The sequence below is a fragment of the Gordonia asplenii genome (assembly GCF_012933505.1).
Classification (GTDB): Bacteria; Actinomycetota; Actinomycetes; order Mycobacteriales; family Mycobacteriaceae; genus Gordonia; species Gordonia asplenii.
Genome location: NZ_JABBNB010000011.1, coordinates 164233 through 182595, shown reverse-complemented (window position 1 = coordinate 182595; position 18363 = coordinate 164233). Strand labels below are relative to the sequence as shown.

The following is an 18363-nucleotide window of genomic DNA, read 5'->3' as shown; positions in this document are numbered from 1 at the left end:
AGCGGTGGAGGCCCTTCGGCGCGGACCTACTTCTGCTGGTCGAGCGTGCGCAGCGCGCGCTTGCTCAACGACTGGAATCGTTGCCCACGACCCTCAGCGCACCAGCGGGAGTACCACCTCGTCGATGATGGCGACCATGTTCGCTTCGCTGAGCGGGCGCAACGTCATCAGGAGGTCATGCCGGAAGAGATCGAACGCGACGTCGCGAACCCGCGGAGTCAGCCGCTTCGGGTCGACCTCGCCCCGAGCGACCGCACGATCGAAGATCTCGGAGATCGAATTGCGCGACCGTTCCCCGAATGCGCGCTCGCGCAGTTCGGCGAACGAATGGCCCGTCTCGGCATGATACGAACTGATGACGGTCACGAGCAGCGGGATCATCGCCGCACGGTTGTCGTTCGCGCGGCGCATCAACTCGAGCAGGTCGCTTCGGAGCGAGCCGGTGTCGGGCAGCTCCGGGACCGACTGACGTGCGAAGAAGCGCGTGATCGCAGCCGAGGCCAACTCGTCGCGATCGCGCCATCGACGATAGATCACCGGCCGGCTGGTGTTCGCGCGCTCGGCGACCCCTTCGAACGTCAGGCCCGCGTATCCCGTCTCCGCGAGTTGGGACCACGCAGCGTCGAGAATTGCGTCCTCCAGTTCTTGTCCGTGTCGTCGCCGCGGACGCTCCTTCTCAAGATCCACTTGTGTACCTTAACTGTCGGGGGTAGCGTTCTTCCATAGATAGATACACAACCGTATCTTACGGAGGAAATGGATATGTCGGACACTGTCGAGGCCCCCGCCGTCCCCCGGGAGGCCATCATCACCGCGCTCGTCCTCATCGTCGGTGGCATGGCCGTCATCTTCGACTCGACGATCGTCAGCATCGCGCTGAACACACTCGCCCGAGACCTGCACGTCAGCGTCTCGACGATCCAATGGGTCAGCACCGGATACCTTCTGGCCCTCGGCGTCACCATCCCGGTCGTCGGCTGGGCTCAAGCACGATTCGGCGGCAAACGGTTGTGGTTGACCGGGCTCGTCGTCTTCATGCTCGCGTCGATTGCCTGCAGCCTGGCGTGGAACGCCTCGAGCCTGATCGCCTTCCGGGTAATCCAAGGTGTCGGCGGTGGCGTGATGATGCCGCTCATGGCGACACTCGCGGTTCAGCAGGTGCCCGGCGCCGCCAACCTGGGCCGACTGATGGCGATGGTGAGCCTGCCCGCCGCTCTCGGGCCGATCCTCGGACCCGTCATCGGCGGCATCATCCTCAACTGGGGTGACTGGCCGTGGCTCTTCTGGGTCAATGTGCCCTTCTGCGTCATCGGTTTCGCACTGGCGTGGCATTTCCTGCCCGACGATGCACCCACGGGTCGACCCAGGCTCGACGCCGTCGGGCTGGCGCTGGCGTCGCCCGGTCTCGTCGGCATTCTGTACGGTCTCTCGAACGTCAACAAACACGGCGGATTCTCGCGCACCGACGTATGGGTGCCGCTGCTGATCGGCGTCGTCCTGGTCGTCGCATTCGTGGGGTGGGCGCTGCGTCGACCGGTGGCCGCGCTCGTCGATGTCCGACTTCTCGCCAAACGCTCGGTCGGATCGTCGTTCGCGGTGATGTTCCTCTCCGGAGCCTCCCTCTACGGCTCGATGTTGTTGCTGCCGTTGTTCTTCCAGATCGTGCGCGGCGACAGCGTGCTGTCAGCGGCACTGTTGCTCATTCCCCAGGGCGTCGGAGCCCTGGCGAGCCGGACCGTCGCAGGCAGGTACACCGACACGGTCGGTGCGCGCGTCGTCGCAGTAGCGGGATTCGTTCTGATGGGCTTGGCGACGATCCCGTTCGCGATGGCCGACGCCGACACCACGAGTTGGTGGCTGATGGTGGTCCTCTTCGTACGAGGATTCGGGATGGGTGCGGTGATGATTCCGGTGATGTCGGTGGCCTTCGTCGGGCTGGCTCGCGACGAGATTCCGCACGCGAGCATCATCACGCGGTTGGCCCAACAGGTAGGCGGGGCGTTCGGCACCGCACTCCTCGCGGTCATCCTCGAGTCGACGATGAACGACGCACACACTCTCGCCGATCGCGCCCACGCCTTCGACGCCGCGTTCTGGTGGGCGGTCGGCTTCACCGTCGTCGCGATCGCCATCTGTTTCGCGCTGCCTACCAAGAAGACTGAGCCCGCGCCGCCGACTACCGGGTCGGCCGCGCTCGACTCCGCGGTGAGTGCGGACCAGCGTCGACGCTGATCCGCGGGACCCCTGTGTTCACGCGTGCGCGACGATCGCCTCACTCAGCGTGCGTCGTGTGACGAACCGTCGAGGACGACCCGACAACGGATCGGTGAAAGCCAGCTCGCGCGCGAGCAGTTGGAGGGGGAGCGCGTGGTCGTCGGGTTGCTCGGGGAGCAGGTTCGGATACCACCTGTCGCCGAGAATTCCCAGGTCCACCGCGGCGAGATGAACACGAAGCTGGTGCATCCGTCCAGACCGCGGACTCAGGATCGAATGCACCACCGTGCGTCCCGCTGCGCTCGTTCCCACATCGCGGACCTCGATCAGGGTCTCCGAATTGGGCTCCTGCGAATTGTCGACGTGGACCCGCAGCTCTCCGCGGACGGCGCGGATGTGGTTGCGGTAGGTGATCGGATCCGCGAAACGCGGCGGGACCTCCGAGCAACTCCATCCGGCGGGCCGGGCCGAAATCGCCTCGTACGTCTTGGTGACTTTCCGCTTCTCGAACAACGACTGGTAGGCGCCGCGGGTAGCCGGCCGGGCGGAGAACATCACCAGGCCGGCCGTCGGTCGATCCAGTCGATGAATCGGTGTCAGGTCGGGGTTGTCGAGTCGGATCCGCAGCCGAACCAGCGCGGACTCCTGCAGGTAGCGTCCGCCGGGCGTCGTCGGGAGGAAGTGAGGTTTGTCGACGACCACCAGGTCGTCGTCGACGTGCAGTACTTCCTCGCGGAACGGGACCGGCTGTTCGGCCGGCAGTTGCCGGTAATACCAGATGAATCGATGCGCGCCCAGTGGTGTGTCGCGGTCGATCGGAACTCCGGCACCGTCGACGAATTCGCCCGCGTCGAATCGCTCGTGCAGGGCGTCGACGGCGAGGTGATCGAACGTCGTGACGACGAACTCTGCGATCGTCGTCCACGGACCCGACGTCGGGACGCGCAGACGTGTCGGCCCGACGCCGTCCCTGACGGGCAGTGGTGCAGGCATGGATCGAGGTTACCGAGGGGCGTATCGCGCTGCCGACCGCGCCACCGACGTCGGCCCGCATCCGTTCCGGGCGAGCGCGCGAATGTGGCGCCCGTTACGCTCGACTACCGTGGCCGATGCACCCTTCCTGCTGTTGTCGATCCGCCGTGAGAGCGATGCGGCCGACGACGAGTTCCAGTCCGTGAAACGGTTGGCCGGGCTCGATGATTCGAGTCTGCGGCGGATCAACGTCAGTCACGAGCCGCTCGGAAAGATAGATCTGGGCGACTGGTCGGGCATCGTTCTCGGTGGCGGATCGTTCGACGTCAGCGATCCGGATGAGTCGAAATCCGACACGCAGAAGCGTGCCGAGGCAGAACTGTTCGAACTACTCACCCGGATCGTCGACATCGACTTTCCATTCATCGGTTTCGGTTACAGCGTGGGTCTTCTGGGGGCGATCATCGGTGCCACGATCGACCGCGCGCACAGCGAGCCGTTCGGCGGGCTGACCGTCACGCTCACCGACGAAGGAATGCGCGATCCGTTGTTCGAGCCGATGCCGACCGAATTCGACGCCTACGGCGGCCATCAAGCAGCGGCGACCGCGCTGCCGCCCGACGCTGTCAGCCTTGCGAGCTCGCCCGACTGCCCGATCCAGGCGTTCCGGGTCGGCGTGAATGTGTATGTGACTCAATTCCATCCGGAACTCGACCTCGACGGCTTGCGCACCCGCATCGGCGCCTATCGCAACCACGGCTATGTCGCACCGGAGGCCGCCGACGAACTCAAGAGTGACGCACGACGCTTCGATGTCGTCCATCCGAGTGGGATCCTGAAACGCTTCGCGGAGCGGTACGCACGGCGACGCTGAGTGTCGTCGTAGGTTTCCTCCCACGATCAGGACGGCTCAGGCCGCTGCCGCCAGCAGGGCGAAGGCTGCGATGAGCACGGCGACGCGGACGTAGTGGTAGCGATCCCAGCGCTGCATCTGCTCCTTCCAGTCAGCGGGTCGGTTCTCCGGTGTCCAGGCCTTGCCTCGGTTGTTGATCGGGACGAGCAACACGATCGACATGACCACGCTGACCAGCAGCAACGCCGCTGCGGCGAGGATCAGCCCGGTGCTCGACCGACCCCAGGTGGCGATCGCCCAGGCCACGCTCAATGCGACCGAGCCGACGTACCAAAAGGGCATGAGCGCGCCGAGCATACGGCCGCCGTGCGCGCGTCCGAGTTGGTTGCTGTCCTCGGGCAGCGCGCTGAGGATCCGGTTGACGATGAAGGCGACGGAGAACTCCACGCCGACCAGGATGCCGACGACCACGATCGTCACGACCTCGAGTGTGCTTGTCATCAGTCTTCCCTTCAAGGAACTAGTGCTACTGGGATCTAGTATTGCTAGATTCAGTGTCGACGCTAACAGTGTCGACGCTCCCTTGTCTAGCAGTGCTAGGATCAGCTCATGTCGGTGCACAATCGCAAGCAGCGTGAGCGGGCGGACCGCGAGCGGCTCATCGTGGCGACGGCTCGTGAAATCGCCGAGCAGCAGGGGTGGGATGCCGTGACCACACGCAGACTCGCTGATCGCATCGAGTACAGCCAGCCGGTGCTCTACAGCCATTTCCGGGGCAAGCGGGAGATCGTCGGCGCTGTCGCGTTGCAAGGCTCGAGCGAGTTGGCGCAAGCGGTACGGGCCGCATCGGCGGGCGCTTCGACGCCGCGCGAACGGATCGTCGCGCCGGCGCGTGCCTATCTCGACTTCGCTCGCGCCAACCCCGCTGTCTACGACGCGATCTTCCAGCTCGACGGCGGCCTCGCCTTCGCTCAGGACGACACTGCCGAGCCCTTGAAGGATGCGTTCGCCGCGTTGCAGGAGAACCTGGGCGACGTGGCCGGCGACGGCGTCGCACCCGGTCTCTACACCGAGGTGTTCTGGGCGGCGCTGCACGGCCTGGCGACCCTGACCAGGGCGGGACGACTACCGAGGGACGGCGTCGACGCCCGGGTGCAGCTGCTCGTCGACCGACTCGTGTCCGAGTGAGGAGTCCTGGCTGCAGCTTGAGTATGACGCCGGATCGGGGATGACCACGTCACCGGTCCGGCGTCATCGAACTGCTGAGGCCGCGGAGCCCATGCTCATTCGGCATCGGCTGTCGAAGCGGGGCGGTTCTGGCGCAGCATCGCCGCTTCGAGCCGGCCGGTATCGGGGTCGATGACCAGGCTCCAGTGACCGCCGACAATCTGCACAGACCCCGAATGACACAGACCGGCGCGCGACGTTGCGGCGAGGTAGTCGTCGACGCCGTCTCGAACCTCATCGGGACTCGGGTCCAGCTCGGTGATCGCCGTGTGCAGATCATTCCGGGACCGTTCGCTGAGGACCGCCGACGGGTAGACGAGACCGAGCAGTTCGTCGCCGAACCGCGCAAGGGCGGCTGTCGAGCGGTTGGTCTCGCTCAACGCCAGTAGCTCGGCGCGCTCCAATGTCCCGACGTAGCGCGGCGGAGGCGGGAAGCCGCGGAATGTGCCGTCGTCGTCGGCCGCGTCGGCAAAATCGCGGAAGTCCATGTTGGCGATCGACAGGTTGTTCTCGATGCCGCACACCTCCGACGGGATCACCCGAAACGTGCGCCCGGGTTCGCGATATTCGGAATCACCACAGTCGAGAGCGAGGATGGGCATCTCAGGATCGGAGATAGTGACTGCGTCGACGATGAAGGCGAACATCGGCGGGCCGTCGCCGATGCGCGCGAGCAGCTGATCGGGTGCGAGCCCCTCGTTTTCTGGGTTGTCGATGCAGGTCAGAGCGGCTTGGAAGGTCGGATACTCGGCGTGTCCGCTCTCTACCGGAGCCGCGGCGGCCAATGCGATCCGCCGCCACCGGTCATCGTCGCTGAAGTCGGTCCGGATGAACAACGCGGCCCAATAATCGGCGTGGAGGTAATCGTTCAGATCGCGTCCGGTTCCGAGAAACTCTGACACTTCGCGTTCCTCGTCCATGGATCGGCGCGCTTGCGCGTGTGCCCGAACGTCATCGATTGTGCCAGGCGGATCGGGCAGGGTCAGTTGCTTGAACACGCGCTCGACGTCGGCGGGGACGATTTCGGCCGAGTAGGCACGCAGTTCGACGGTCCACGGACCCACCTCGGCCCGTCCCTGCGGTGTGTAGTACTCAAGGGCAAAATCCACTGGTGGTTCTTCGAGTCCGGTGAGCCAGCGTCGGACGCCGAACAGGGGTGTGTCGAGGCTCGCCGTCACGTCGAGCGCACCCGTGAGCGGATCGCCACCGGTGGGCGACACATTGATCGTGGTTGGCAGCCAAGCGATTCGGGTCGGCGGCATAGCCGTGAGGTCATGCATGTGCCGTTCGTGGTCACGTTGCGCTTCACGTTGTTCTTCCGCTTCGATGGCGGGGCCGTCGAAGCGGAAGAGCTGCGGGTCGAAATCGTCGTCGAGTACCGGGTCCGACATCTCCAGGTGACGCTCACCCTGCTTCCAGGCGAGGGTGACTCCGAGCTCGCCGTCGATGACCACGGTGATGGATGGTCCACCCTGTGGGTCATCGAACACGACCTGCCAGCCGGTCCGCCCGCGAACAGTGGCTGCGACTGGTGGGCTCGGGTCACCGACTCGCGAAATCGTCGCCGGACCAGGTTCCGGCCACCATCGGTACATCATGAAGAGTTGTGTCGGACTGAGGCCGATTGTCGCGACGAGTTGGTTCGGCGACTTGTGACGATGGACGACGCCGTCGTCGCCGAAGCGGTACTCGTCGCTGTCGTTTTCCACCAATCGTGGTGTGCCGTCGACATTTTCGACTCGCCACAAACCCGGCGGGTCGAACCAGACCAGACTCTCACTTCCATCGCTGCCGTGAACTCGAGCTCGAAGCGTACGGCCGATCGATCGTGCTGTAGGTAAGCCCCCGGATTCTGCGCCAAGACGTCATATCGGACACGGTAGCCGACTGATTATTGTGGCGAACGAAGGTTCCACCAGGTTCGTGGTCGCCAGTCATTCACCGGCGTAGCTGCTGAACGTCCACACGTGCCCTTCCGGATCGGTGCAGGAATACTCTCGCACCCCCGCGAGTGAATCGTGAATCGGATTCAGAATGGTCGCGCCGGCGTCGACGGCCCTGCGGCTATGGGCGTCGAGCTGGTCGTCGGCCACCCAAACGCACAGATTCCCGGAGGCGCCGCCGAGAACCTGCGGACTGGACAGCCCGTACTGATCGTCGTCGCGATGCCGACTCAAGAAGATCAGCGACGAGCCGACTCGCAGTTGCGCATGTTCCAGCTCGCCGTCGGCGCCTTCGACGGCGAAGTGCGTCGCGAATCCGAACGCGTCGGCGAGGAAGCGACTCATCGCTCCCGGGCTCACGTACTTCAACTGCGCGAATACAGTCTGGCGGGGAGGCTCGTGGGTCGCCATGAGGCGGAGTGTACGCCCGACGTCGCGCCGGAATCCGACGGTTGCGCCCGACTATCCGTCGACCTTCTCGCCGCCCCACCGCGCGACGTCGTCGTCGGTGATCTCCACCGGACCCAGCTTGGGCTGGGTGATTCGGATGGGGTTGCCGAAGGGATCGCGTAGGGCACAGTCGATGCCGTACGGCTGCTCGACGGGCTCTTCGGTGAACTCCACGCCCTTGGCACGCAGCGCGTCGTAGGTGCCGCGACAGTCGTCGGTATTGAGGATGAAGGCCATGCCGAGTGCGCCCTTGGTGAGTAGATCACGTTGTGCCGCAACGGTTTCGGGTGCAGCGCCGTGTACGCCCGGCACTTCGAGGAGCACCTGGCGCTGCGGCTCGGACGGCAGCGCGATGGTGAGCCAGCGCATGAAGCCCATGTCGACGTCGTCGTGCACCTCGAACCCGAGCTTGCCGACATAGAAATCGAGAGCCTCGTTCTGATCGAGGACGAATACGGATGTGATGGCGATTGATGTGAACATGCCGTCGACCCTACGGAGGCCCTACGACATGACGCTTATCCGAAACTGCTCAATCGATTACATGTACGGGCGGGTCCATGCGCGGACCACGCAGCCGGGCGCGGGCAGCGGCGCAGTCTGTCGTCGGTATTCCGACGGCGATCGGCCCACGATCTCCCGAAACGTTCTGCTGAATGTCCCGGTGGAACCGAACCCGACCGCCAGCCCGACGTCGGTGATCGACTCGTCGGTGTCGCGTAGACGGGCCATCGCCCGTTCGATCCGACGTCGCTGCAGGTAGCGGTGCGGAGTCTCACCGAAGGTGGCTTTGAACTCGCGACTGAAATGCGCAGGTGACATGAGCGCGATCCGCGCCAGTGCGGCGACGTCGACCGGCTGTGCGTAGTGCCGGTCCATCGCGTCGCGGGCACGCAGCAGACGCCGGTTCGCATCTTCGCGCGGGGTGAAACTCACCCGCACAGCGTCGCACGCGGAATAAATGAGATGACCGCGCGCCTACCGGGCCGCTACAGTTGTCGTCGTCCGTCCCGGCCGATTGGAGGTGCCCCGTGAACGCAATGAGAATGTGGGTGCTCCATTTCGAAGGCACGGTCACCACGGCGCGATGAGTCGCCGGAGCCCCACGGAAAACGCATACTCCGAAAGGCTCCAGCCATGTACTTCACCACCTCTGCCGTCGACGACGGCATCATCGAACGCTCCTTCACCTGCGACGACGTTCCCGGCGTCCTCTGGTCCCCGACGTCGGGTCCCGACGACGCTCCCGCTCCGCTCCTGCTGGCGGGTCATCCCGGCGGCATGCACATTCGGGTACCCGGTTTCGTCGCCCGCGCCCGCAACTGGGCACGGTCGGGCTTCCACGTCGCCGCGATCAACGCGCCCGGCCACGGCGGCCGACCGAAAACCGCCCAAGACACCGAGTGGACCGAGTCCTTCCAGCGGGAGCGGCGCGCCGGACGACCGTACGTCGGGATCCTCGCCGAGTTCAACGAATCGCTCGCGCAGCGCGCCGTCCCCGAGTGGCGGGCCATGCTCGACGCCGTCGCGGCGCTCCCCGAGGTCGCCGACGGCCCGGTCGGCTACGCCGGAATGAATGTCGCGATGTCGATCGGCGTCCCGTTGGCGGTAGCCGACTCACGGATCACCGCTGCCACGTTCGGCGGGGGCTTCGCCTACGACTTCCTCGTCGACGCGGCGGCGCAGGTCACCATTCCCATCGAGTTCCTCAGTCCGCTCGACGACGAGGAGATCACCCGCGACGAGCAACTGCGGCTGTTCGACGCGTTCGGATCCGAGGAGAAGGTGATGCTGGCGTTCCCGGGCAGCCACCGCAAGGTGCCCGCCGACGGTCGCCTGGACACCGGCTTCTTCGACCGGCACCTGCGGAAGGTCGAAGTGATCTGACGGCCTGAGCTCGGGCTGTCAGATGTGCGAGCGGGTCGCTAACGCAGCCGCCAGTCGCCGACGTCGCACTGCCGGTCGTCGTTGCGGCCCGCGCCGACGACGCTGCCGTCGTCGAGCAGCCCGAGTGAGTGCGTCGATCCGGCGTCGATCGCGACGACGCCGGCCCACCCCGCTACGTCGCACTGCCCAAACGTGTCGTCGCCGACGGCGCGCACCGTCCCGTCGTCGAACAGCGCCAACAGGTGGTAGCTCCCCACGGCCACCGCGACGCCGTCGCGCCAGCCGGCGACATCCCACCCGCCATACCCGGTGACCAGCACCGTTCCGTCGCTACGTAATCCGACGGTTGTCAGGTACCCGGCGGAGATCGCTACGACGTCGCGCCACCCTTCGACGTCGCATTGCCCGCGCCGGTTGCTTCCGGTCGCGACGACGCTCCCGTCGTCGCGCAGCCCGACACTGTGCCAATCGCCGCAACTCGCCGCGACGATTCCCCGCCAGGCCCCGACGTCGAGCTGGCCTTCCCGGCCGCGGCCGGTCGCCAGCACCGTCCCGTCCCGCCGAACACCCAGCGTCGTGCGCCACCCGGCAGCGACGTCGACGACGCCGCGCCACGCTGCGACGTCGGTCTGCCCGTCACCGTGCCAGCCCGACGCGACGACGGTTCCGTCGTCGTGCAGTCCGACGCTGTGTGAGCGTCCGGTATTACGCGCGGTGTGCACATTGCCCGCGGCAACCGCGACGACGTCGGTCCAGGTGTCGACGTCACACTCGCCCGCGCCGTTGTTGCCGATTGCCAGTGCGGTTCCGTCGTCGCGGCAAGCGACCGAGTGTCGACGGCCCGCCGCGATCCGCGTCGCTGCCCTCACGCGTCGACCATAACGATCTGGTACCCCTGGTGCTCAAGTTATTGATGGTGCGCATGTTGCGGCCCATACTTCAGCGGTGACGATTGTCAGGCGATCAGCCTATCCTGTCGTAACCGCAGCGCTGCTCACCATCGCCGGACTGCTCCTGGGATCTCCCGCAAGCGCTGGGGCCGCTCCGACATCGCCGTGGCGTTACACCGTCGTGGGCTTCAGCAATACCAGCGCCCGCGACATGGACGTCTACCAATCCGGCGACGGCACCGATTACGCGGCTGTCCACCTCGGGGCGTATCGGCCTCCGGACGGATATGTGCGTGACCCGAGTATCTTCCGAAACAGCGACGGAACGTACTACGTCACCTACACGACCGCCAACGGCGCGAATATCGGCTTCGCGCGCAGTACCGATCTCGCCACGTGGACTCACATCACCGACTATCCGGTCCCGTTCTGTTGCGCATTCCTGCCCGGAACGGGCGATGGGAAGGGCCCGATCAACCCGTTCGGATCCTCCGGATCGGCCGGATTCCAAGACGGCCCGTCGCTGTCGCCGTTCACCACCAAGGCGTGGGCGCCGGACTGGTTCGTCGAAGACGGGCGAGTCAGCATCATTCTGTCGATGTCGACCGGCGGCGGATTCATGCCGTATCTGATGACCGCGCTCGATTCTTCTTTTCAACGCTGGAGTTGGCCGTCACCGATTCTCAGCATCGGCACCGACCATATCGACACCACGATCGTCAAAGTCGGATCGACCTACCACGCGTTCACGAAGAACGAGACGAAGAAGATCATCCAGCATGCGGTGGCGTCGTCGTTGGCCGGACCGTACAGATTCGTGACGCCGGGAAAGTGGGGCCGGCTGGTAGAGGGGCCCGCGGTGGTGCAACTGCCGAATGGAAAGTGGCGGCTCTACCTCGACGCCTACACGAAGGGCCGCTACCTGTATTCCGACAGCGCCGACGGCCTGAAAACTTGGTCGACGCCGAAGGAACTGTCGAGCCTGTCCGGACGGGTGCGGCATATCGGAGTGATGCGCGAGCCCTCGTGACGCGGCGCCGTCGGGCCGTTGGATCGGCGCAGACCTCATCGACCCGGTTGCGTAGTTCATTCGGCCGACGTCGGCGGTGACGTGCTTCAATTCTCAATACCGCAAAGCACGCGCGAGCTGGAGGCAGGCACATGGCAGAACGGCGCTTGGCACCGGGGGATGTGCTGGCCGGATACGAGGTGATCCGACCACTCGGCGCGGGTGGAATGGGCACGGTCTACCTGGCACGGCATCCGCGCCTACCGCGCAATCAAGCCCTGAAGGTACTGGCCGCGACGTTGGGCAACGACCCCGCGTTCCGGCAGCGGTTCCGGCGCGAGGCAGACCTCGCCGCGCAGCTCGATCACCCGAACATCGTGGCGGTTCAGGACGCGGGCGTTGAACACGATGTCATGTGGATCGCGATGCAGTACGTCGAGGGCACCGACGCTTCCGCGCTGATCCGCGACGAGGGGCCGATGTCGACCGATCGGGCGCTCGACATCGCCAGGCAGGTCGCCGCGGGCCTCGACTACGCGCACGAGCACGGAATGCTGCACCGTGACGTCAAACCGGCCAACATCCTCGTCGCACCGGGGTGGGAGCGGACCGGCCGCCAGCGTGTTCTGATCGGCGACTTCGGGATCGCCCGGTCACTGGCCGAATCGTCGGGACTGACCAGTACCGGCACGATGATCGGAACCCTCGCCTACGCGGCGCCGGAGATGCTCACCAGCGAGCGGTTGACGCCGGCCGTCGATCAGTATGCTCTCGGCTGCACGCTGTACGAACTTCTCGTGGGATCGGTCGTGTTCCCGCGAACCACTCAGCTCGCGATCATGCACGCGCACGCCAACGATGCCGTCCCACGGGTATCCGACGGCCGCCCCGATCTGCCTCGCGACCTCGATGACGTCATCGCTCGCGCACTCGCGAAGAACCCCGCTGATCGCTATCCGAGCTCTCAGGACTTCGTCGCGGCTGCGACTGTGGCGGCGGCGCGCTCGGGCGGTCCGGCCGACACCGCCGGACAGGTGCGATTCACCAAGGGCGGACCGGGACCGACCGTCGTACCCGACCGCGGCGGCCAGACGACATCTCCGGGCGGCGCCGACCAGACGACGGTTCGCCGGCCGCACGACCCGACGGCCGTTCCTGCGGTAGGCGATCAGTCCACCGTGTGGCACGGGCAGGACCGGTCCACCGTCGAGCACGGCCCCGCGCCCTCGCCCTACCAGCAACCGCCCTACCAGCAACCGCCCAACCAACAACCGCCAAACGAGCAACGCGCGGTCAACCCGACGCTGTTCGGTGGCCCACCGTCGGGGCCGCAGTATCCTCCACAGCAACCGCCCGGCTGGGCCGGGCCGCCCGCAGGAGGGCAGCCCGTGGCACCCGCGAACAAGTCACGTAAACGGACGCCGATCATCGCAGGAGTCGTAGCGGCGATAGTGGTGGCCGTCGTACTCGCGGCAGTCCTGCTCTGGCCGAAGCGTTCCGGCGACGACACCGCAGCCACGACGACGCCGCCGGTCGCGACGACGGCAACGACAACCGAGACCACCGATACATCGACCACGGATACGTCGACTACAGGCACATCCACGGCCGCTACGCCGACTACCCCCACGCTCGCCGACATAGTCGGTACATGGAGCGGTGAGGTCAAGGAAGGCGACACGAGTTATGGCGATGCGGTCCTCACCATCACCGCGGCCAAACCCCTCAAAGCGACCGTGAACTACAAGGACCGCGGATGTGTCGCGACGTGGACAGAACGCGACCGGACCGACACGAGGATCAATATCACCGAACACAGCACCTCCGGCTCGTGTACCGACGCCACAGCCGAGCTGAGCGTGAACCCGGATGGCTCCTTGGCCATGTACACCATCTTCTATTCGCCGAAGAAGGGCGGCGACGTCTATACCGGCGCAACCCTCAATCGGAAATGACGGCCGACGGTGCGGCGAGAGGCCAGTCGGCTACGGCACCCATACACTGGCCAATCCCGGTGATACCGGCGGTTTGGCGTCGAGCATCAGTACCACTTGTCCGACGCCGGTGCGCATCGTCGTCTCGGGCGGAAATCCGTTGAGCCCCGACGACATCTTCGCCGTCCCCGACCATCCGTTCGTCAGGTTCCGCCAGTGCACCCAGCTGTAGGACATGCATCCCCACCGGCCACGCTGCGTCCCGGTCACAACGGCGACGCCGCGCACTGAGCCGACCTCGACGGCACAGTGAATCGGCGGGACGTCGAAGCTCCCGTTGGGGTTGCCGAACGGCGCGGGATTCAGCTGGAACGGAATGCGCGTCGACGCCGACGCGGTGCCCGGGATGGCGAGAGATCCCGGGATCGCGAGAAATACGGCGGCAGCGATGCCGGCGATGACTAGTGCGATGCGTTTCATCGGTCTGTGCACCTCGCGGTAGACGGTTTCGGCCCGTTTGCGAGAATACTCCGCATTGCTAACTATTTCCGGTTCTTGCCGCATTGCGCGCGCATCTCGCCGTTGCGCGCGACATCCTCGCTCAAGATCGACGGCCAGCGGGCGACGTCGTCGGGTGTCCGCGCCACCCGCAGCGACGAGTTGTGCAACAGCGTCACCAACGACACCGCCGTCGAGATCGGATGCGCCGGGTCGTCGATCCACGCCAGAATCGTTGTCGGAACATCGATCTGGACGATCTCCACGACGTTGGGCAGGTCACTGAGCGCGGCCCCGCGAAACAGCGACGGCAAGAGGTCCTCGGTGACGTCGGGGCCGGTGACGTGCGGCACCGCGGCGGGAGGTCGGGGAGCGTCGCGTCCGGCGGCGACGAATGCCTCCAGGCCGTGTTCTTCGACGATCGTGGCCGCACGCCGGTATTCGTCGGATTTGGCGATGCGCGTCTCCCACGCGGTCGCCGGAACCATCAGCGTCAAACCACTGAACCGATCAGGATCTTTCACCGCGGCGTGCAGCAGCGTCGCCGTGCCCATCGACGGTCCGACGCCGTGTACGCGCTCGCCGGGAAAGTAGTGGTCGAGCAGCAGCAGCAGGTCGTCGGCGAGATTCGACCAGCGGTAGTCGTCGGGCACCTGGCGCCCGGTCGACCGGCCGTGCCCCCGGGCGTCGTAGCGCAGCAGCCGGGTCCCCGACAGACCCCGCCCCAGGTCCAGGTCGAGTACTCGGTCGCGCGACCGGCTCGACGTCAGCCCGTGCAACTGAACCACCGGATGGCCGCCTTCGTCGCTCAGCTCCACGTCGAGAACAGCCCCCGGGACGTCGAATTTCGCCATGTCAGCTCCTTAACTCGGGTGGCTGCAACCCGCAGCGGTTAGGGTACCGCCATGCGGCTCACCAACGTTGGACACCTTCGCCTGCCATTCGGACGACTGTGGGGTTACGACGTGACGGTATCCCAGGTTGGGGTCGGTCTGCCGGTCTCGTTCGACCAGCGGCGTCACGTCGGCGCGGGCGCGCGGCCCGGATCGTGGATGGCGTTGTCCTTCCGGTTGCGCGAGAACGTCTCCCGCGACGCGTTGGCAGCGGCTTGGCTGGCGGTGATCGCGCGACACGGAACGCTGCGCACGGCGTTCAGCCCGGGCCCCGACGGCCCGCAACTCAACGAGATCGAGGTGCGGCCCGGCGGCTGGACCGAGCACGACATCGCTCCCGGCGAGGCGGTCAACGACGCCCTGCGCGATGTCCTCGACGTCGCCTGTTCGCCGTACAACCGGCCGTCGCATCGGCTGTGCGTCTTGGAGACAGCGGCCGGGCCGACCGTCGTCGTCGCCGCCGACCACTCCCACGTCGACATGTGGTCGATGCTTGTCATCGCGCGTGATCTCCTTGCGGCACTGGGGGATACGCGCGCCGGCCGGGAACCTCACCTGCCACCCGCGCCACCGTTCGTCGCACACACCCGGGCCCTGTTGGAACGGCCCGCCGCGCCCGACGACGTTCGCCGCCGCTGGGCCGAGATCCTCACCGACAGCGGTGGTGTGATGCCGAAATTCCCGCTGCCGCTGGGTGATTCGGAGCTGCAGCCGGAGCGGGTGGAAGTACGTGATGTCTTCGACGTCGACGACAGCGCCGCGTTCTCCGCGCAAGCCCGCGGCGACGGGGTGTCCACGCTGACCCTCGCCGTGTCCGCGATGACAGCGGTCACGCGGGAATTGGCCGGATCACCGCTGCGCGCGGTGTTCCCCGTGCACAGCCGATACGAGCCCACCTGGCACGACTCGGTCGGCTGGTTCATCACCAACTCCGTCCTGGAGTCGGCCGACGCCGATCCCGCGGCTTCCGCGGCTGCGGTGAGAGAGGCTGTGCGCCTTGGCTCTTGGCCACTCAAGGACGTGCTGGAACCGTGGGGCGGCGAGATGCCGGAGGTGCCCGGGATGTTCGCGATCTCCTGGCTCGACCTGCGTCGGCTGCCGGTGCGCGTCGACAGCGTCAGCCTGCAAGCCCAGTACGTCAGTGCCGCCATCCGCACCGACGGCGTGATGCTGTGGTTCATCCTCGACGAGTCCGGTCTGCACCTGCGATGTCGCTACCCCGACACGCCGCAGGCGCGTCGCAACGTCGGCGGCTGGCTGGACCTGCTGGTCGACCGTCTGCAGTCCGGTGCGCGGTCGTCGGTCGGCGGACTGCTCAGACTCGGCGATCGCATCTATCGCGTGCAACGTGCGCAGCGCGGCGACGTCGGCGATGTGGTCGCGCTGCTGTCCGCCGACGAGGTCGGCGGAACCAGGGAGATCGACGACGACGCGGTCTACGAGGCCGCCTACGACGTCGTGGCCCGCGACGGATCGCACTACCTCGCGGTGGTCCGCGACGAAGCCGACCGAATTGTCGCGACGATGCAGCTGACGGTGATTCCCGGGCTGTCTCGGGGCGGCACGACGCGATTGCAGATCGAGGGACTGCGGGTGGCGGCGCCGGAGCGTTCGTCGGGCCTGGGTTCGGCGATGCTGGCCTGGGCGCACGATCACGGGCGGGCCCGCGGCGCGACGCTCGCTCAGGTGACGACCGATGAGATCCGGGATCGGGCGCGCGCCTTCTACTCGAGGCTGGGATACGAGACCAATCATGTTGGCCTGAAGCGATCGTTGTGATCTCTCCGCGTGTAGCCGGCAGTTACCGTCGCGCCAACGACGCGACCGCCTGATCCACGACGGCGTCGAGGTCGTCGCCCAGATTGCCGGACAACCATTGCAACGCGAGTTCGACCATGGCGCCGGTGAACATCGCCGCGCGCACCCGGCTCGACGTCGGGTGGTCGTGCGAAGCTCCGCCGGCCAATGTCGTCCTCAGCAGTAGATCCTGGGTCGCGGCGCGGCGGACGATGAGGACGGGGTTGGTACGCGCCTCGGTGAACAGAACCCGACCGCGCCGTGGATCGGCGGATCCGAATCCCAGCACGGTGCGGATGCCCGCCCGGGTCCGCTCGGCCGCCGAGTCACCGGCGGCGGCGATCGCGGCCTCGAGAACGGCCGACATCTCCTCGGCCGCCTCGTCGTAGACCGCGCCGAGCAGTTCGTCGGTGTCGGCGAAACTCTCGTAGAAGTAGCGGGAGTTGAATTCGCATGCGCGACAGACTGATCGGACCGACAATCCCGACTCGCCCTGTGTTCCGAAGATCTCGAATGCCGCCGCGACCAGTTGTGATCGTCGTTCGGCGCGGCGATCGGCCAGTGGCACACCGGCCCACCTCGTGGGGCTGGACATCGCCCAAGCATACGTCGACCCGGGGCGCGCGGCGCTGGCCGACTGCCGCGCCGCGAGCTATTCTGGGTACACCCGTTGCCAAATAGTGGGAGTGTGACGATGGTGATCTCCATGCCGACCGTGCGGATTCCCGGCGTGCCGCGGATCCCGGTCGTCGCCGACCTGCTCGACGCCGACCTTCCGCCGCTACCGCACCAATACATCGGGAACTGGCTCAACGAACGCTTCGACGACACGGTCAAGTCGAAGTTCTTCCGCGGCATGGAGTTCGACGCCCCGCTCGGCGATCCAGGCTGGTTCGGCCCGGGCAGCGCGACCTGGCACGTCCACTCGCATACGCCCGCACTGATCTTCGGGCTGCAGTGCGCCGCGTACCTCGAGCGCCTCGACCCCAGCATCTTCTGGATGGGCATGCAGCACTCGCGGCTGGCCAAACCGTCGTCGCACATGCCCACTGCGACAATCGATCCCGAGGGCGCGAACATCCGGCTCGGTCATTCGCTGGCCTTCTTCATGGGAACCGCCTACGGCTCCACCGACACCGCGCAGCGGCTTGCCCGCACGGTGCGGGCGATGCATCACACGATCAAGGGAACTCGTCCCGACGGCCTCGCCTACGACGCCGACGATCCCGACTGGCTGCGCTGGAACTACGCGACGGTGGTCTGGGGTATCGCGACGGCGCACGAGATCTACCATCCGAACCCGTTGCGCGGCAAGAAGCTCGACGGCTACTACGGGGAGTTCGTCCGGGTCGGTCAGGCGCTCGGCGGCACCGACCTCCCGGCCACCAAGGCCGACACCCTCGAATGCCTCAAGTCGTACCTGCCGCGGCTGGCGCTGACCTACGGCAGCGCGATGGCCACCGGCGCCAATGTCACCAACCCCGCGCAGGCCGCCGTGGACTGGGCGATCCGCGACACCATGCCGACATGGGCCGCCCAGCTGGTGATGTATCGGCCGCCGAACCCCATCGAACGTCGGGCCCGACGCGCCGCGGTCTGGACAGCCATCAACGGTCTGCGCGCGAGTATGGGGGAGGCCCCGGAGTTCGCCGCCGCCCGACGCCGCGTCGCGAACGGCACGACGGTCCCGCATACCGTCCCGACCTACGTTCCCGGCACCGACCCGCAACTCGACCGCGCTCAGGTCGAGGCCGAGTTCTCCTAGGGTAGGCATCGCCGGGCCGTCGTGGCAGGGT

The 18363-nt window shown here is 66.5% G+C and carries 19 protein-coding genes; 8 read left to right on the top strand and 11 right to left on the bottom strand.

Annotation, left to right across the window (positions count from 1 at the left end):
* Positions 1–93 precede the first annotated feature (93 nt).
* The gene (locus HH308_RS12965) at positions 94–687 is read right to left on the bottom strand and encodes a TetR/AcrR family transcriptional regulator (RefSeq protein WP_170194613.1); all 594 of its coding nucleotides are present in this window, start codon (positions 685–687) and stop codon (positions 94–96) included.
* 75 nt (positions 688–762) lie between these two features.
* Between HH308_RS12965 and HH308_RS12960 the strand changes: the two genes are divergently transcribed.
* Complete coding sequence (locus HH308_RS12960) at positions 763–2232, top strand: MDR family MFS transporter (RefSeq protein ID WP_170194612.1); 1470 nt, start codon at positions 763–765, stop codon at positions 2230–2232.
* A gap of 18 nt (positions 2233–2250) precedes the next feature.
* Here the strand turns inward: HH308_RS12960 and HH308_RS12955 are convergent, their stop codons facing one another.
* Positions 2251–3207, bottom strand: a complete 957-nt coding sequence (locus HH308_RS12955; protein WP_170194611.1) for a pseudouridine synthase — start codon at positions 3205–3207, stop codon at positions 2251–2253.
* A gap of 109 nt (positions 3208–3316) precedes the next feature.
* Between HH308_RS12955 and HH308_RS12950 the strand changes: the two genes are divergently transcribed.
* Positions 3317–4060, top strand: coding sequence for a glutamine amidotransferase (locus HH308_RS12950; RefSeq protein WP_312870568.1), 744 nt, complete (start codon positions 3317–3319; stop codon positions 4058–4060).
* 36 nt (positions 4061–4096) lie between these two features.
* On the opposite strand, the gene HH308_RS12945 is transcribed toward HH308_RS12950, so the two are convergent.
* Positions 4097–4540, bottom strand: a complete 444-nt coding sequence (locus HH308_RS12945; protein WP_170194610.1) for an anthrone oxygenase family protein — start codon at positions 4538–4540, stop codon at positions 4097–4099.
* A gap of 108 nt (positions 4541–4648) precedes the next feature.
* Between HH308_RS12945 and HH308_RS12940 the strand changes: the two genes are divergently transcribed.
* Complete coding sequence (locus tag HH308_RS12940; protein WP_170194609.1) at positions 4649–5227, top strand: TetR/AcrR family transcriptional regulator; 579 nt, start codon at positions 4649–4651, stop codon at positions 5225–5227.
* Between the two features lie 95 nt (positions 5228–5322).
* On the opposite strand, the gene HH308_RS12935 is transcribed toward HH308_RS12940, so the two are convergent.
* The 4 genes from HH308_RS12935 to HH308_RS12920 form a co-directional block, all read right to left on the bottom strand.
* Positions 5323–6975 carry a DUF6924 domain-containing protein gene (locus HH308_RS12935; RefSeq protein WP_246284567.1) on the bottom strand — a complete coding sequence of 551 codons (1653 nt, stop codon included), beginning with the start codon at positions 6973–6975 and terminating at the stop codon, positions 5323–5325.
* A 225-nt stretch (positions 6976–7200) separates the two neighbouring features.
* Positions 7201–7620, bottom strand: a complete 420-nt coding sequence (locus HH308_RS12930) for a VOC family protein (protein ID WP_170194608.1) — start codon at positions 7618–7620, stop codon at positions 7201–7203.
* Positions 7621–7671: 51 nt separating this feature from the next.
* On the bottom strand, positions 7672–8142 hold the full coding sequence (locus tag HH308_RS12925) for a VOC family protein (protein WP_170194607.1): 471 nt from the start codon (positions 8140–8142) through the stop codon (positions 7672–7674).
* A gap of 57 nt (positions 8143–8199) precedes the next feature.
* On the bottom strand, positions 8200–8538 hold the full coding sequence (locus tag HH308_RS12920) for a helix-turn-helix domain-containing protein (RefSeq protein ID WP_170194634.1): 339 nt from the start codon (positions 8536–8538) through the stop codon (positions 8200–8202).
* Between the two features lie 258 nt (positions 8539–8796).
* On the opposite strand from HH308_RS12920, the gene HH308_RS12915 reads away from it, so the two are divergent.
* Positions 8797–9546, top strand: coding sequence for an alpha/beta hydrolase (locus HH308_RS12915; RefSeq protein ID WP_170194606.1), 750 nt, complete (start codon positions 8797–8799; stop codon positions 9544–9546).
* A gap of 38 nt (positions 9547–9584) precedes the next feature.
* On the opposite strand, the gene HH308_RS30435 is transcribed toward HH308_RS12915, so the two are convergent.
* On the bottom strand, positions 9585–10415 hold the full coding sequence (locus HH308_RS30435) for an RCC1 domain-containing protein (RefSeq protein ID WP_312870567.1): 831 nt from the start codon (positions 10413–10415) through the stop codon (positions 9585–9587).
* Positions 10416–10491: 76 nt separating this feature from the next.
* Here HH308_RS30435 and HH308_RS12905 point away from each other — a divergent pair, with 76 nt between their 5' ends.
* Complete coding sequence (locus tag HH308_RS12905; RefSeq protein ID WP_170194605.1) at positions 10492–11466, top strand: glycoside hydrolase family protein; 975 nt, start codon at positions 10492–10494, stop codon at positions 11464–11466.
* A 131-nt stretch (positions 11467–11597) separates the two neighbouring features.
* Positions 11598–13400: a serine/threonine-protein kinase gene (locus HH308_RS29545; RefSeq protein ID WP_211188444.1), complete on the top strand. Its 1803-nt coding sequence runs from the start codon at positions 11598–11600 to the stop codon at positions 13398–13400.
* Positions 13401–13430: 30 nt separating this feature from the next.
* Here HH308_RS29545 and HH308_RS12895 read toward each other — a convergent pair whose 3' ends face one another.
* The gene (locus HH308_RS12895; RefSeq protein WP_211188443.1) at positions 13431–13859 is read right to left on the bottom strand and encodes a hypothetical protein; all 429 of its coding nucleotides are present in this window, start codon (positions 13857–13859) and stop codon (positions 13431–13433) included.
* Between the two features lie 62 nt (positions 13860–13921).
* Positions 13922–14731, bottom strand: a complete 810-nt coding sequence (locus HH308_RS12890) for an alpha/beta fold hydrolase (protein WP_170194604.1) — start codon at positions 14729–14731, stop codon at positions 13922–13924.
* A 51-nt stretch (positions 14732–14782) separates the two neighbouring features.
* Between HH308_RS12890 and HH308_RS12885 the strand changes: the two genes are divergently transcribed.
* Positions 14783–16549: a GNAT family N-acetyltransferase gene (locus tag HH308_RS12885; protein ID WP_170194603.1), complete on the top strand. Its 1767-nt coding sequence runs from the start codon at positions 14783–14785 to the stop codon at positions 16547–16549.
* A gap of 22 nt (positions 16550–16571) precedes the next feature.
* Here the strand turns inward: HH308_RS12885 and HH308_RS12880 are convergent, their stop codons facing one another.
* Positions 16572–17162 (bottom strand): TetR/AcrR family transcriptional regulator, encoded by a 591-nt coding sequence (locus HH308_RS12880; protein ID WP_170194602.1) that lies wholly within the window; start codon positions 17160–17162, stop codon positions 16572–16574.
* Positions 17163–17261: 99 nt separating this feature from the next.
* On the opposite strand from HH308_RS12880, the gene HH308_RS12875 reads away from it, so the two are divergent.
* Positions 17262–18332, top strand: a complete 1071-nt coding sequence (locus HH308_RS12875; protein ID WP_170194601.1) for an oxygenase MpaB family protein — start codon at positions 17262–17264, stop codon at positions 18330–18332.
* Positions 18333–18363: the final 31 nt, after the last annotated feature.

Bases quoted from the DNA above. Each gene is read 5' to 3' on its own strand.
- HH308_RS12895 (WP_211188443.1), bottom strand. From the start codon at position 13,859: ATGAAACGCATCGCACTAGTCATCGCCGGCATCGCTGCCGCCGTATTT.
- HH308_RS12915 (WP_170194606.1), top strand. From the start codon at position 8,797: ATGTACTTCACCACCTCTGCCGTCGACGACGGCATCATCGAACGCTCC.
- HH308_RS12955 (WP_170194611.1), bottom strand. From the start codon at position 3,207: ATGCCTGCACCACTGCCCGTCAGGGACGGCGTCGGGCCGACACGTCTG.
- HH308_RS12890 (WP_170194604.1), bottom strand. From the start codon at position 14,731: ATGGCGAAATTCGACGTCCCGGGGGCTGTTCTCGACGTGGAGCTGAGC.
- HH308_RS12920 (WP_170194634.1), bottom strand. From the start codon at position 8,538: ATGGACCGGCACTACGCACAGCCGGTCGACGTCGCCGCACTGGCGCGG.
- HH308_RS12885 (WP_170194603.1), top strand. From the start codon at position 14,783: ATGCGGCTCACCAACGTTGGACACCTTCGCCTGCCATTCGGACGACTG.
- HH308_RS12880 (WP_170194602.1), bottom strand. From the start codon at position 17,162: ATGTCCAGCCCCACGAGGTGGGCCGGTGTGCCACTGGCCGATCGCCGC.
- HH308_RS12945 (WP_170194610.1), bottom strand. From the start codon at position 4,540: ATGACAAGCACACTCGAGGTCGTGACGATCGTGGTCGTCGGCATCCTG.
- HH308_RS12960 (WP_170194612.1), top strand. From the start codon at position 763: ATGTCGGACACTGTCGAGGCCCCCGCCGTCCCCCGGGAGGCCATCATC.
- HH308_RS29545 (WP_211188444.1), top strand. From the start codon at position 11,598: ATGGCAGAACGGCGCTTGGCACCGGGGGATGTGCTGGCCGGATACGAG.
- HH308_RS12930 (WP_170194608.1), bottom strand. From the start codon at position 7,620: ATGGCGACCCACGAGCCTCCCCGCCAGACTGTATTCGCGCAGTTGAAG.
- HH308_RS12875 (WP_170194601.1), top strand. From the start codon at position 17,262: ATGGTGATCTCCATGCCGACCGTGCGGATTCCCGGCGTGCCGCGGATC.
- HH308_RS12925 (WP_170194607.1), bottom strand. From the start codon at position 8,142: ATGTTCACATCAATCGCCATCACATCCGTATTCGTCCTCGATCAGAAC.
- HH308_RS12940 (WP_170194609.1), top strand. From the start codon at position 4,649: ATGTCGGTGCACAATCGCAAGCAGCGTGAGCGGGCGGACCGCGAGCGG.